12 protein-coding genes are annotated in these 13,555 nt (G+C 51.9%); 5 read left to right on the top strand and 7 right to left on the bottom strand.

Annotated elements, in window-relative coordinates; all coding sequences use genetic code 11:
* The 3 genes from Q8O92_15480 to Q8O92_15470 all read right to left on the bottom strand — a co-directional run.
* Positions 1-444 (bottom strand): cation transporter (locus tag Q8O92_15480; GenBank protein MDP2984719.1); only part of this gene is annotated, 444 nt, incomplete at its 3' end.
* Positions 445-651, bottom strand: coding sequence for a heavy-metal-associated domain-containing protein (locus Q8O92_15475; protein ID MDP2984718.1), 207 nt, complete (start codon positions 649-651; stop codon positions 445-447).
* Between the two features lie 173 nt (positions 652-824).
* Positions 825-1,280, bottom strand: coding sequence for a ferritin family protein (locus Q8O92_15470; GenBank protein ID MDP2984717.1), 456 nt, complete (start codon positions 1,278-1,280; stop codon positions 825-827).
* A 275-nt stretch (positions 1,281-1,555) separates the two neighbouring features.
* Between Q8O92_15470 and galT the strand changes: the two genes are divergently transcribed.
* Genes galT through galK form a run of 3 tightly spaced genes read left to right on the top strand, consistent with a single transcriptional unit; the run spans position 1,556 to position 4,747 of the window.
* A complete protein-coding gene (galT, locus tag Q8O92_15465; GenBank protein ID MDP2984716.1) occupies positions 1,556-2,569 on the top strand; it encodes a galactose-1-phosphate uridylyltransferase in 1,014 nt (337 codons plus the stop codon).
* Positions 2,570-2,573: 4 nt separating this feature from the next.
* A complete protein-coding gene (gene galE, locus Q8O92_15460; GenBank protein ID MDP2984715.1) occupies positions 2,574-3,581 on the top strand; it encodes a UDP-glucose 4-epimerase GalE in 1,008 nt (335 codons plus the stop codon).
* Positions 3,533-4,747, top strand: coding sequence for a galactokinase (galK, locus tag Q8O92_15455; protein MDP2984714.1), 1,215 nt, complete (start codon positions 3,533-3,535; stop codon positions 4,745-4,747). Before galE ends, galK begins: the two co-directional genes overlap by 49 nt.
* Positions 4,748-4,883: 136 nt before the next feature.
* Here the strand turns inward: galK and Q8O92_15450 are convergent, their stop codons facing one another.
* The 4 genes from Q8O92_15450 to acpS form a co-directional block, all read right to left on the bottom strand.
* A complete protein-coding gene (locus tag Q8O92_15450) occupies positions 4,884-6,593 on the bottom strand; it encodes an ABC-ATPase domain-containing protein (GenBank protein MDP2984713.1) in 1,710 nt (569 codons plus the stop codon).
* Positions 6,594-6,718: 125 nt separating this feature from the next.
* Positions 6,719-7,441, bottom strand: a complete 723-nt coding sequence (locus Q8O92_15445; GenBank protein MDP2984712.1) for a type 1 glutamine amidotransferase — start codon at positions 7,439-7,441, stop codon at positions 6,719-6,721.
* A 190-nt stretch (positions 7,442-7,631) separates the two neighbouring features.
* Positions 7,632-10,733 carry a heparinase II/III family protein gene (locus Q8O92_15440; protein ID MDP2984711.1) on the bottom strand — a complete coding sequence of 1,034 codons (3,102 nt, stop codon included), beginning with the start codon at positions 10,731-10,733 and terminating at the stop codon, positions 7,632-7,634.
* A 115-nt stretch (positions 10,734-10,848) separates the two neighbouring features.
* Positions 10,849-11,223 (bottom strand): holo-ACP synthase, encoded by a 375-nt coding sequence (gene acpS, locus Q8O92_15435; GenBank protein ID MDP2984710.1) that lies wholly within the window; start codon positions 11,221-11,223, stop codon positions 10,849-10,851.
* 234 nt (positions 11,224-11,457) lie between these two features.
* Here acpS and Q8O92_15430 point away from each other — a divergent pair, with 234 nt between their 5' ends.
* The gene (locus Q8O92_15430; GenBank protein MDP2984709.1) at positions 11,458-12,126 is read left to right on the top strand and encodes a bifunctional precorrin-2 dehydrogenase/sirohydrochlorin ferrochelatase; all 669 of its coding nucleotides are present in this window, start codon (positions 11,458-11,460) and stop codon (positions 12,124-12,126) included.
* Positions 12,090-13,379, top strand: a complete 1,290-nt coding sequence (gene hemA, locus Q8O92_15425; protein MDP2984708.1) for a glutamyl-tRNA reductase — start codon at positions 12,090-12,092, stop codon at positions 13,377-13,379. The genes Q8O92_15430 and hemA overlap by 37 nt, the downstream gene beginning before the upstream one ends.
* Positions 13,380-13,555 lie beyond the last annotated feature (176 nt).

Below are 13,555 nucleotides of genomic sequence, written 5' to 3'. Positions count from 1 at the left end.
CGGTGTCGCCAGAAAGAAGAAGAGCCAGTTCACCCATGCCCCCTGCGCCCAGGACACGGCAAGGGAAAAATCGCGCGCCAAGCTCAACAGAAACAGGGGCAGAGTAAAAATTACTCCGACTGCGAAGCTTCGGCGCTCTCGCCTTAATTCGTGATCCCTGGCTTCTTTTTCGGCTTCGGCTTCCAGCTCACCCTGGCGGGAGATCACCAGGGTATACCCAGCGCTCTCCACCGCTTCAGCCATTTTTTCCGGGTCTGTAAGAGAAGGATCGTAGATGATATGGACGGTATCATCGGCCAGGTTCACCGAGGCGGATTCCACACCCGGCGCCTTTCTTTCGAGCGCCCGCTCGACTGCGGAGGCGCAGTTGGCGCATGTCATGCCCACCACCGGTAAATCAATTGTGCGCGAAGGAGCGCTGCCCTTTTCGGAACCTTTTCCCATCTATTCCTCGGGCGGATACCCGACCTCCACAAGTTTCAGGCGGATCAACTTCCATGTCATAGGCGCTCTCCAACGGATGGTTACATCCTTGGAGGCCGGGTCGCCTTCAACAGATTCGACGCCGTCGATTTCGTTCAGCTCGCGAGTAATGGTGGCGATGCAGTGTTTACAGTTTACTGCCGGGATATGGACTTTCTTTGTTTCCATGATGATACATTCTCCTTAATCCCAATACAGTTCATTTAAAAAATTTTGAACCACGAAAGTCACGAAAAACACGAAATTTGTCATATTTTTGTTATAAATTAATTGTTCTTGCCTTTCGGGTGTTTCGTTGTTAAATATCCTTACATTTTTAGCTTAAGTGAACCGTATTGTCATTAATCCTCATTCAGCACATAATCATCGTACTCGATCTCAAAGTACAGTTTATGTTTGGCCTCCTCCTGCGCCAGAAACAGGAACAGGCTGCGAACAGTATCGTCTTCGGCCGCCGCTGCAAGGTCGGTATACAGTTTGAACGCCGCCTTCTCACGCTGCATGGCCAGCCGGAGAGCGTCCTGGTATTCCATGCCTGGCTGCGGTTCGATATCCACCATGTAATCGGCGATTTTCAGATCCATGATCTTTTTCCGGGCGGAGACCAGAGTTCCGTTTTTCTGAACTGTCATGAGCCTGGCTTTATGTCCCAGCTCCTCATGAGCGAAATCACTGAATAACTGACGCATGTGGTTGCTTTTGACACTGTTGGACAAATCGGTGTAAAAGGTAAATGACTCCTCCTCACGCTCCACGGCAAAATCAAGGATTTCATCAGCAGAATGGAATGTATTCATCGGGCGGATCTCCTGAGAAAAAAAATGTTCGGTTTATACGATGATATGGCAACAAAGAATTCCGAAAAATGCAGGAGTGCAGGATAAAAGGCAAGCACTTATTTGCCTAATTTTCTTGCACATGTCCATTCAAATTTGTATACTCAGGAATATCGGGAGCCCCTGTCATGCCGAATAGGTTCAATGCTCTTACAAGGCATCGGCACTTGTTTGCAAAATATCCAAAAAAATCTTCATGAACAAATTCTTGAGAATTCTCTGAGAGTTTGCTGAACATGTCCACAACACTTTCCATAAAACGCTGGAATCCCCTTATGGGGGAGTGGGTAATAATCGCTCCGGCAACGTCTGGAAGACCCTGGAGCGGTACTCTCATTTCTTCAACCCAAGAGGAACTTCCGGTTTATGATCCGTGTTGTTACCTTTGCCCCGGAATTACACGCGCCGAAGGAAAAGTCAATCCCCGCTATTCCGGGATTCATGTGTTCGATAATGACTTTCCCTCCCTGTCCATGGATTATACCGCTGCCGGTCAAGACGTCCCCGCACGGGGAATCTGCCGTGTGATATGCTTCAGCCCGCACCATAACACCACGCTCTCCCGGATGAAGGAAGAAGAGGTTCATTCAGTGATTCTCGCTTTCCGTGACCAGTACCGTGAGCTTTCTGCCATTCCCGGCATCGAGCATGTGATGCCGTTCGAAAACCGCGGCAAGGTAATCGGAGTGTCCAATCCCCATCCCCACGGCCAGATATACAGCACCGATTTTATTCCGAGCATCCCGCTCACCCGGTATAATAATGCCAGGAAGCACCTGGAGGAAAATGGGAGCTGCCTTTTCTGCTCAATTCTGGAAAAAGAACTGAAAAGCGGCATCCGGATGATCGCCGAAAACGATCATTGTGCGGCGTTCGTTCCCCCGTTTGCCCGATTTGCCTATGAGGTCCAGATTTACCCGCGCAGGCATGCCCCATCCATGACGGATCTTTCCGGAGAAGAGCTGTTTTCGCTGGCAAAAATCTACCGTGAGATATTGGTTCGCTACGACAATCTCTTCGAGATGCCATTCCCCAATGTCACCATCTTTCAGAACTGTCCTTCTCCGCCGGGCATCGACCCGCGGCCATACCATTTCCACATCGAATTCCTGCCGCCTCTGCGGAGCCCGGACAAGCTCAAGTACCTGGCCGGTTTCGAATCGGGAGGCGGGAATATAGTGAATCCTGCGCTGCCCGAGGAATCCGCCGAGGCTCTCCGCATGACTTCCACAGTTCACTATACGGAGTGAAGATTTGACGACGGATAATCGAAAGCCATTCCATGTTCTTGCTGCCGGAGGCGCCGGGTATATCGGCAGTGTGACCGTAGCATCTCTCATCCATGAGGGGCATCGGGTCACCATACTCGATAACCTGTCCACCGGGCACCTGAAGGCGGTTCATCCGGAAGCCCGTTTTGTTCTGGGAGATATTTCCAATATCCGGGCGGTGAGAGAAGCCTGTTCGGAAGGAATCGATGTGGCAATGCATTTCGCGGCATTCATCGAGGTCGGCGAATCAGTGACGGACCCCGCCAGGTATTACGGCAACAATCTCCTGAAAACAGTAAAATTCCTCGATGCCCTCCGGGGCGCAGGGGTTAAACGCTTCGTATTCTCTTCATCCGCCGCGGTCTATGGAGAACCCGATACCATTCCGCTTGACGAAAACGCTGCCCTTCATCCGGTGAATCCCTATGGATGGTCGAAACAGATGGTGGAGCAGGTACTAAGTGATTACAGCCGGGCATACGGGTTCCGGTCGGTTTCCCTCCGTTATTTTAACGCCGGGGGAGCGCACCTGTCCTTTGGCGAGGACCACTGTCCCGAAACCCACCTCATCCCGCTTGTCTTGAACGCAGCGATCACCTCATCCCCCCTTACCGTTTTCGGTGACGATTATGATACCGGGGATGGAAGTTGTATCCGTGATTACATCCATGTCCGAGACCTGGCGGAAGCTCACATACTCGCCGCCCGATATCTGGAAGAGGGCGGGGAAACCGAGGCATTCAATCTGGGCGCCGGCTGTGGATTTTCCGTGCTTAAGGTGATTAAAACGGCGGAGAGGATAACCGGCCTTAACATCCAGTATAAGGCTGCCGCCCGGAGACCGGGCGATTCGCCGGTCCTGGTGGCATCGCAAAAGAAAGCGCAGCGCGTCCTGGGCTGGCGAAAAGACCTGGCGAGCCTGGAGGAAATTATCACCTCCGCATGGGAATGGAAACGGGAACACCCGCAGGGGTATTCATGCATGAGCTGATAGAAAAAGTTATTTCAGCCTTCCGCGACAACTATGACCTCGAACCGGAAACGGTTGCCGTTGCGCCTGGCCGGGTGAACCTGATAGGAGAACATACCGATTACACGGGAGGATTCGTTCTCCCGGCTGCAATCAACCGCGAGATTGTCATCGCCGCCGGAAAGACCGGGGGAGACAGCATCAGGGGATTCTCGGTCAATTTTCACCGTGAGGCCGCCTGCCGGGTAGGAAAATACGATCCCGCCCACCCGGTCGGCTGGTTCCGCTATATCATGGGGGTACTGAGAGAACTTGAAGAGACCGGACGCAGGGCCGGCAGTTTTTGTTTCGCTGTGGGCGGCAATATCCCCATCGGCTCCGGACTTTCCTCTTCGGCGGCGCTGGAGACTGCAATGCTGACCGCCCTTGAGGGTCTTTACGAATTCCTGATGGATGATACGGAGGCGGCGCTGCTCTGCCAGCGGGCGGAGAACCTGTTCGTAGGAGTGAATTGCGGAATCATGGACCAGCTTATATCGCGGGCGGGGCGAAAAGGAAAAGCGATGTTCATTGACTGCGCGAGCCTGAGCATGAAAGCTGTGCCCGCCGAGGTTCCCGGAAACATCTGGGTGGTTGTTGATTCACGAAAACGCCGCGGCCTGGTCGATTCTGAATACAACCGCCGCCGCCGGGAATGCGAGGAAGCGGTTCGCTGCGCCCGTAAGACGTTTCCCGGCCGTACTATCAACGGCCTGCGCGATGTGGAAACAACCGACCTGCCGCTTCTTGAAAAAACCTGCCACGAAACCATTTTCCGCCGCCTCCGTCATATTGTTACAGAAAACGACCGGGTTCTCCGAACGGTGCAGGCCCTTACTTCGGAGGATCTCGCGGAAACAGGAAAACTCCTATCGGCCTCTCATCAGAGCCTGCGAGATGATTTCGAGGTCTCCTGCGGGGAGTTGGACATCCTGGTGGAGATACTGCAGGGAATCGAGGGCGTCCACGGCGCCCGTCTGACCGGCGCCGGTTTCGGGGGTTGTGTCATCGCCTTTGCCAAGAGCGAGGCTCTGCCGCGAATCGAAAAGGAGATAGCCGACAGGTATCACCCGGAAGGTCTTTCCCGGGGCGCCGCCATCTGGCCGATAGAGGTATCCGAGGGAGCGAGAAGAATAAGGCAAGGATGAAGGGCGAAAGATGTAAAATAATCTCTCAAAGATGCAAAGAAAGTCTGAACTTTGATTGAGATGATTCAAGGATTACCACAGGCTTTTGCATTAGGCGTTTTATACGTATTAAAGCCGGGGATATTTCAAAAAACGTTTATTTTACTTTCACCCTTCTCATCCGGTTGATGGCCGCAGCAAGTTCATAGGGGCGAAACGAGGCCAGATCGCCCATCAATCGGCCGGACAGGGTATCAAGACCGACACCATTCACTCTCTCCATTACTTTTTCCACTGCATCGGCGAGAGATTTCGAGCTGTCCATAAGTCTGTGTACCAGGGCAATGCTCCGGGAGATCGACCTTCCCTGAGAATGGCTGACCAGCTGGACTACCTTGGAACAGTCGATGAATTCATCCCCATACTGGATAAACCCACGGCCGTAAAATCTCGAACGATCCGGGGAAGGATTTTTATACGGCTCAAGGCTGTGACTGAGCGGAAGGCGTTCGATTACTGAAGGAAAATCACCAGCACGCGAAGTTCTCCCCGAAGGATGCTCCGCTACAATTCTCTTCGCATCTGTGGTGGCGAAAAACGGTTGAAAACGGTTCAGTGAAATAACCGTATCCGCTATTTCAAGGTAATCTCCCGCGCAATTTGCAGCGATAATGACCGATATTTTATTTTGGCTTTTGAGAAGCGGAAGAATATCGACCAGCGTGGTGACCGTCTCCTGGTCGGCGGGTATAAGCTCCTGCATACGGGCATCATGATCCATGATATCAGCCGCGGAGGTTGATTCGTCTATAATGAGGAGGGATGTCCCGATCTCTACAGCTTCCATGATATTGGCGGCCTGGGATACAGCGGGGGAAGCGAACGGTGCGGAGAAATGCCTGGTATCCATCCCCCGTTCCAGAGAAGAAAAAAACGGGGATATGTCCACATTCTCTATGCGGCGGCCTTCCTCGGCGCGGATACCGACTGCATCCTCTGCTGTGACAACCAGCTCCCTCCCATCTTCCGGGATGTGATTATATACTCCCAGAGCAAGAGCATCGAGGAGGGTGGATTTCCCCTGCGCACCGCCTCCGGTAACCAGAGTTATCCCTTTGGGGATCCCCATTCCTCTCACCTTTCCGGCATTGGGAAGATCTAGGGTTACAGCCAGTTCATCGGGAGCTTTGAACGGCGCTGCGTCTTTAACAAGGGCACGGGGATCAACGAAACTAATGCGGGGAAGCACACTTCCATCGGCGACAAATGCGGCCAGGCCCAGTCCGTCAAGCATTAATCGGGCGGCATCGGCATCCTCATTCGTTTCGATCCACTCCGCCAGTCCTTCTCCGTCCAGGTTTTTGAATATCAGGCACTCCCGGATTATCCTGGGAATGGTATCGATGAAAAGAGCGGCAGCCTGCTGTCCGGGAATTCTTTCTCTCTTTACGGGTAAATCCACGGAAAACCGCACCTCGATGCAATCATTCCCCAACACTAGAGCGGTGTTCTCAAGTATTTCCTGGCCGGGCCGGTCTATAATTACTTTTCCCCCTTTTATCCCGGTAACCGGTCGGGAAAATCGCGCCGCGGTGGAACAGATCGCTCTGACCAGGAAATCACGGGCGCCGATCTCACGGCTTCTGGTGTTGAAGACATCGCGGGGGAATTTAGCTGTATCCAGAGAAACCCGCGCACGCATCCGGGAGGATTGTTTGGAAGGGTCATCGGGAATATAGTCAACCGTAAGTATAAAATCGCCGTAATCGTACTCTCCGGCAAGCTCTCTGTAGGCGCCGATGCGCTGGCCATCCAGAGAAAAAAGAACTTTTCTCAAATCATCAATTTTTTTGATACTTATCTCCATAGCCCCCTATCCCTCGGTCCCTTTCCCCCTGAATGGGGCAAGGGAAGTCATTGCTCCACAGTCGATTCCTGCCCCTCCGGGGGAAGGATGTCCGAAGGACAGAAAGGGGGCTGCTCCAAACAATCTCATTGCTGATTGCCTGAAGACACCTCTGCCACCCGGTCGAGAAAAATATGCATGATTTTTTGTATTTTCTTAATATACTGCATTTTCGAGAGCATTTCATCCGGTTTTTGTATGAACTCACCGGATTTAAGGTCTCCGGAACATTCCCGTATCATTGCAGAAATGCTATCCGTTGTCGATTCGAGATGAAACTGCAGGCCATACACACGATCCCCACAGGCAAATGCCTGTAAAGCGCAGGCATTACTCTCCGCCATCCTGACACCCCCCTGTGGAACGGTAAATGTATCCCCATGCCAGTGAAACGGAACAAATTCCCCGGGAAGAACTTTGAAAACCGGGGAATTTCGTGCCTCAGGAGTAAGGCGAACGGGGAACCATCCGATTTCGCTGTGTTCATTCCGATAGACTCTTCCCCCGAGCACTTTCGCCAGAATCTGCGCTCCCAGACATACTCCCAACACCGTTTTCCCTTTGGTTATTGCACTCTTTATATATTCTTTCTCCGAGGCGAGCCATGGATAGAGCAGCTCATCATCAGCGCCCATCGGCCCGCCCATTACAATCAGCCAATCGAAATATTCTGCATCAGGCAGTTGTTCTCCCCGGAACATACTGGTTTCGGTAATCGTGTGCCCGCGGCTCTTAGCCCAGGATAGAATGGCGCCCGGACCTTCGAATGATGCGTGATAGAAGAAATGAATCCGCATATTTTCCACCATAAATCCTCATAATTTTTGCCCTATTAGATACTGAAACGAGTTCAGGATGACCACGTCATGCCGAACTTGTTGCCGCTTCGCGGGAACGATGAAAGCGCAGCGCATCTTTTAGCAACCGTTTCGGCATCTATCACTTTAAGTTACATCATTTACATAATGTATTGGAGAATGCCCAAGAAAAAAGGTCGATTTACTTTATAACCAGGACCCCTTCTCCCGCTTCCAGCGTTACGGTGAGGCCGTTTTTCCTGTCCCATTTCCAGGCATCGAACTTACTCCCATTCAAAGTCACGGAAAGAGGCTTGGAGGCAGCCTGCAGAGCAACCTGTGTTTTATCAAACGCCGAATATTGGAGGGATTTTGCCGTGCCGTCATGGAAATCGATGCTGACCGGCTTATCCGATGAAAAAACCGCCGCCCCGTTTCGTGATACGGAGGTAACGCGCACCGCCCGGAAACCTTCTGTAACCGCCGAATAGACCAGGGCATCGGTAACGGCGCCTGCTGCCGAATATTTTTTTCCCTCCGCCGTATTCACAAACCAGGTATTCCCCTGGCATGTGAATGTAACAGACTCGGAGGATATCTTTTCATTCAGGCCGCTGATCCCGGCAGGGTCGGTGGTCATTATATTCACGAACAGCAGGGGACTTTTCCCCAGATCGGCGGAAAGCTGGAGATATCCCCTTGCTTTCATGGTGATGGCATTCTCGCTTCCGAATTCGGAGATGCTCAGCGGGCGTTTTCGGACTTCGGCCCGGTACTGAGAAGGCAACACCGTATGGATGGAAAGGGTCCCGCCCGGACGTTTCACATATGCATCGCGGCCTTCGACAACGATATCCTCCTTGCGGGGGGCATGGAACCGGAGATCGATTGTCCGGGCGTCACGGGGGCTGTCTGCCTCATCCAGAAGCACAATTGTCTGTGGAGCGAGAAAGAGCACGGTACGGCGGAGGTTCCCGATCTTGCCCTTGTAGAGAGGGTCGAGTTTCCCGGATGCGCAGGCGCCTCCCTCGAAAACCAGGAAGTCGGTGATTGCGGCATGATTTTTCCAAGCGGGGACATCCTTGAGAAAATCCCCGGCGCGCTGGCTTTCGGGGTTGTCGTCGATCAGTATGCAGTTATGCCCGCCGGCCTGAATGAAGAGTTTCTGATACCAGGGATCGGAATAGTAATCGGTCCTCCCGGCTTCGACCAGAAAATTCTCGCCCTTATCGGAAAGGAAAAACCCTCCCTGATCGAAATGCTGGTGATTGTAAAACGGCCCGCACCGGAATACAAACGAGAAATCTTCATGGGAAAATCCGCTGCGGAATATCGCTGTTCCCGTGTCCCTGAACAGGACAGTTTTTGGCAACTCATCAGGTCCTTTCGCCTGAACGATACTGTCGGCGAGGAAGAGATCGACATCCCGCGTTCCGGGCGCCATATTGTAAAGCCATGCGAGGAGAGGATCATGGTATTTGGCCTGGATGTATGCGAAATTTGACATCCCTGCCAGGCGCTCGCTCGTATCTCCGAAATCATACAATTGCCGCGTCCTGGGATCGATCTGATACGGCAAAAACCGGAAACAGTTCGCCAGCTTCTCCGAGAAAGCGACCCCGAAAGTGCGCTCCAGAGCGGGAGCGGCCTGATTGATATTTTCCAGAGCATGGTTCAGATACGAATAACCCTCGCCATAATCGCCGTCTCTGTCGAATCCGGTATCGATGAGTCGTCCCATCTTGAGGAGCATGCCTGTTAAATACGGCTCCAGATCCTCATCTTTGAATTCATTCATGATGGCAAGGGCGCAGAGTATCCCTCCGCCGGTGACATCGCCGATCCAGTTGGAAGTGAAGGAGGAAACACGGTTGTCCCGCACATATTCCTTGAATACTTCGGTCACTCCCTTGGAAAAGAGCGCCTGGGCCACTATTTTGCGCTCCTCCGGAGTGAATCGGTCGGAGACCATATCGTAACCGATCGCCAGATCGCTCAGTATCTGTCCTACAGGCCAGTAGGTGAATTGCCCCTGGTTCAGGATATGGGGATGGACGAAAGAGGGCCACTTCGCCATCTGCACCAGAGCACGGGCGGCTGCGTCGCCGGCCTCCTTGTCGCCGGATAATCCGTACACCACAGCGTTGCTTCGAATGTAGGCTGCCGGAGTCCGTATGGCGGAAATATATCCCCCATAGGTCGGAAGCCAGTATATCTCATCATACGCTTCAAGATTGTATTTGAAATTCTCCATGGTGTTCCTCGCGCGGGCACCCGAGGCTTGGTTCTGGATGGATTCCCAGATAGACTTCATGCGCCCGGAAGAGGCTTTGGCCAGGATTTTCGGGGCGTCTCCGGGACCCATGAGGAGGCGGGGGTTACGGTCGGGAGCGCCGGGGGATTTCACCAGAAAGACCATGCCGGTAGAAAGTGTCTCACCTTCTTTCGAAGATGTGAGAATCGTAGCCCGCCAGAATCCCGGTCCAAGGCCGGATTTTTCTGAAAGCGGAATATCCACCGACCACCGGTTGTCGCCGGACGGTTTCATGATGAAAATGCCGCCCCGGTCGCCAGTGAAGGCCCGATTCACCCGCACTGCAATCGCCCGCGGCTGAAATGCCGTCTTCCCGGAGATGGTGAGGGTTTCCCCGGCGCGGTAGTGAGAAGCGGCGATGAAATCCGTCCATTCTGCCAGTTTATGTACTTGTGGAGAGCTGAATTCCCAATTCTCTTCCCGAAAACCATTCAGCTTTACATCATCGAGACCGAAACGGAGCAGATTCTCCGGATCGGCAGAAGGACAGACAGCCATAAATGCCACCGCGCGGAGCTTTTTGGGCTCTTCTCCGGTGATAATTTCTGCCAGGTTAAGACTGCAGTCATTCCAGACAAGCTTTGAGGTGAAGGGAACGGTACGCTCGACCATGGCGCCGTCGGCGAATCCCAGCCTCACCAGTACACCTCCGATCTCACGGTTGCTCTTGATGTACGCTTTAAAAGTGAGGACGCTGGAACGATTGACATAGATATCCAGCAGCTTGCGCACCCCGAAGAGGTAGTCAATCTCATAATTCGGGGTGATCTCACGGAAAAGGGCTTTGGCGCCTGTTCCGTTGGGTTTCACCCAGATTGTAGGATCATAGGCGGTATCCTGGGCGGGAGGATACGATGACCAGGCGCCGACCGATCCGCTTTCGAATTGTTCGGAGTAGGTAAAGGGGGTGAGAACAGGTCCGGCAAATACATGCGAACAAAATCCCAAAACTACAGCAGCAGCCAGCAGCATTTTTTTACCAAGTATCATGGCGCCTCCTGAATTGGAGATTGGAATGAATTTTATGGCTAACTATTTACAGATATGTCAGAATGGTTTAACAGACGCCGAAACAAGTTCTGCATGCCTTTTTGGGAAATGCTTATTATCCTTCAAGAATTACAACTGCGGCAGAAACCCCGCTCTCATGAGTCATTGAAAGGAATATTCGTTTCACTCCCAATTCCTCGGCAAATATTTTTGCGCTGTCGTGGAGAAGTATGCCCGGTTTCCCCCGGCTGTCGGAGACCACTTCAACAGCAGTGAATCCACATTCTCCCCATCCTCTGCCCAAAGCTTTGAACATCGCTTCCTTTGCGGAAAACCGTGCGGCGTAACTTTCATATATCATTGTTTTGCCGGAACAGTATACCTGCTCGCCTGAGGTAAAAATACGGTTAATAAAACGGTTCCCATGCAGAACAATTATACGTTCAATCCGGTCTGTTCCGATACTATCAATTCCAATGCCGATGATCATTGCAGGTCCCCGGAATTCATTTTCGAATAAATTAATGGTTTAAGATATGAACCGTCATTCCTTTTTGCAAGACTAACCTTTTCCCCGGCTACTACGATGTCAATTCCAACATTATGTGAAGGTATTATCAACCTCTTTATCATCCTTGACTTGGAGTTCTTTTTCCGATATTTTTGTATGTGCTGATGCTGTGAGAGGTTTACTGGAAAAAATGTACTGATTTGAGTTTATTCGATGCCTCAAATACTAGATGGAGATGATTTGAACGGTCAGGATTTATATCCGGTTTTTCTGAAACTAAGGGGAAAGCGCTGCCTGGTAGTTGGCGGAGGCAGAGTCGCATACCGTAAAATACTCGATCTCCTTGACTGCGGGGCGGACATTACCGCGGTTGCGGAGGACCCGATCCCCGAATGTATCGATATCGCCGCAAAGGGAGAACTTACCCTTCTGGTCCGCCGTTTCAGGCCGGAAGATATCGAAGGGACTTCCCTCGTTTTCGCCGCGACTGATGATGATTCGGTGAATGCTGAAGTTTCTGCTCTTGCCCGATGTAAAGGTATTCTGGTGAACGTGGTTGACGATCCGCTTAAGTGCGATTTCTTTTCGGGTTCGGTTGTTAAAAGGGGGCCCTTGAGAATTGCGGTTTCCACCAGCGGATCAAGCCCTTTGATCGCTCAAAAAATACGCCGCGAACTGGAAGAACAGTACAGCGAATCCTATGGCGATTTCATTGAAACTGCCGGCGAAATGCGGAAAGACATACTTGCCTCCGGATGCACGGAAGAAAGAAAGCGCCTTTCCCTGCACTGGCTGGCAGGCGAAGAAGCATACACTATTTTTAAAAATTCAGGAAAAGAAACTGTATGGGAAGAATTAAAGAAGATTCTTTTTTCCTCTTAGGAATATCACATAAAACTGCACCGGTGGAGATTCGCGAAAAGCTGTCATTCGACAGCGAACGTCTGAGCGCTGTGCTCGGGGATATCCATCTCCTCGAAGGTATCCGTGCGTGTGTGGCGCTTTCCACATGCAACCGCACCGAGATTTATGCCACCCTTAAGGAACCGTATGCTCAGTCACAGAGGGAAATCACAGAATACCTCTTCTCCCTGTCCGGCATCGAAGATGATATCTCCGGATATGTATTCTCAAAAAAGGGCGCCCCGATGATCGAGCACCTGTTCAGAGTTGTGAGCGGTCTCGATTCCATGATCGTTGGTGAACCGCAGATTTTCGGGCAGGTAAAAAATGCCTATTCCGCCGCCTGCGACTTAAAAACAACAGGAACATCCATCAACCGGCTGTTTCACCATGCATTCCAGGTAGGAAAACTCATTCGCAATACAACCTCCATCGGCGAGGGAGCGGTTTCGGTGAGTTTTGCGGCGGTCGAGTTGTCCCGAAAGCTGTTCGGCTCGCTGGAGGGCCGAACCGTGCTCCTGATCGGCGCGGGGAAAACGGGCGAACTATGCCTTAAGAGTCTCGCCGACTCCGGGGTAAAAAATATCTACATCACCAATCGCACTCCTGCGCGCGCTTCAGAGCTGGCAGTCAGGCTCTCAGGAGAAGTGGTTCCTTTCAACAGTATCTTTGATTTCTGTGAAACTGTGGATATCATCATTACTTCAGTAAGCAGCCCAAGACCGATCCTGACACGCGATGAACTCGCTCCCCGTCTTGCGCGCCGGATGGGCAAACCTCTTTTCCTTATCGACCTGGGAGTGCCCCGGAATATAGAAACTGCTGTTTCCGATTGTGCAGACGCTCATCTGTACGATATCGACGATCTGCAAGACGTGATTCTGGATAACCGCGACAAACGCCGGATGGAGGTGGAAAAAGCGGAAGAGCTAATCCGTCAGGAAGTGAACAATTTCTGCTGCTGGCTCGCGGAGAGAGAGGTTATCCCGGTTATACAGGTTCTGCGCAGCAGATGCGAAAGCATCAGACGAGAGGAGATGGAAAGAATCCGCAACCGGGTCAGCGCTGAAACTTTCGAGGCCCTCGATCGGGTAACGCGACGGATAGTGCGGAAAATTCTTCACCATCCTACTGTCGCCATGCGTTTCTCTGAATCAGGTGAAATGCGGGAACAGCTCTTGAAATCGGTGCGGGAACTGTTCATCGAAGAGGTAAAGAAAGAAGCGCACTAGTGTTAAGTCAATCAAATAATGTCTGGTGCTGAAGTTTTTTTTTACCCCCTTAAAAAGGGGGTCGCCGCTCAAGCGGCGGGGGGATCTTTATTCGCCGGGAAGAAGAAATCCCCCCTGCCTTTGGCATCCCCCCTTGTTAAGGGGGGAATATGAATCCAACTTTATTGCATTGACTT

It is taken from the genome of Candidatus Latescibacter sp. (genome assembly GCA_030692375.1).
Lineage (GTDB): Bacteria > Latescibacterota > Latescibacteria > Latescibacterales > Latescibacteraceae > JAUYCD01.
This window is presented reverse-complemented; position numbering and strand designations above follow the sequence as displayed.

Excerpts from the sequence above, each read along its gene's own strand:
- Q8O92_15475 (MDP2984718.1), bottom strand. The coding sequence starts at position 651 with ATGGAAACAAAGAAAGTCCATATCCCGGCAGTAAACTGTAAACACTGC.
- Q8O92_15470 (MDP2984717.1), bottom strand. The coding sequence starts at position 1,280 with ATGAATACATTCCATTCTGCTGATGAAATCCTTGATTTTGCCGTGGAG.
- galT (MDP2984716.1), top strand. The coding sequence starts at position 1,556 with ATGTCCACAACACTTTCCATAAAACGCTGGAATCCCCTTATGGGGGAG.
- galK (MDP2984714.1), top strand. The coding sequence starts at position 3,533 with ATGGGAATGGAAACGGGAACACCCGCAGGGGTATTCATGCATGAGCTG.
- Q8O92_15450 (MDP2984713.1), bottom strand. The coding sequence starts at position 6,593 with ATGGAGATAAGTATCAAAAAAATTGATGATTTGAGAAAAGTTCTTTTT.
- Q8O92_15445 (MDP2984712.1), bottom strand. The coding sequence starts at position 7,441 with ATGGTGGAAAATATGCGGATTCATTTCTTCTATCACGCATCATTCGAA.
- Q8O92_15440 (MDP2984711.1), bottom strand. The coding sequence starts at position 10,733 with ATGATACTTGGTAAAAAAATGCTGCTGGCTGCTGCTGTAGTTTTGGGA.
- acpS (MDP2984710.1), bottom strand. The coding sequence starts at position 11,223 with ATGATCATCGGCATTGGAATTGATAGTATCGGAACAGACCGGATTGAA.
- Q8O92_15430 (MDP2984709.1), top strand. The coding sequence starts at position 11,458 with ATGCCTCAAATACTAGATGGAGATGATTTGAACGGTCAGGATTTATAT.
- hemA (MDP2984708.1), top strand. The coding sequence starts at position 12,090 with ATGGGAAGAATTAAAGAAGATTCTTTTTTCCTCTTAGGAATATCACAT.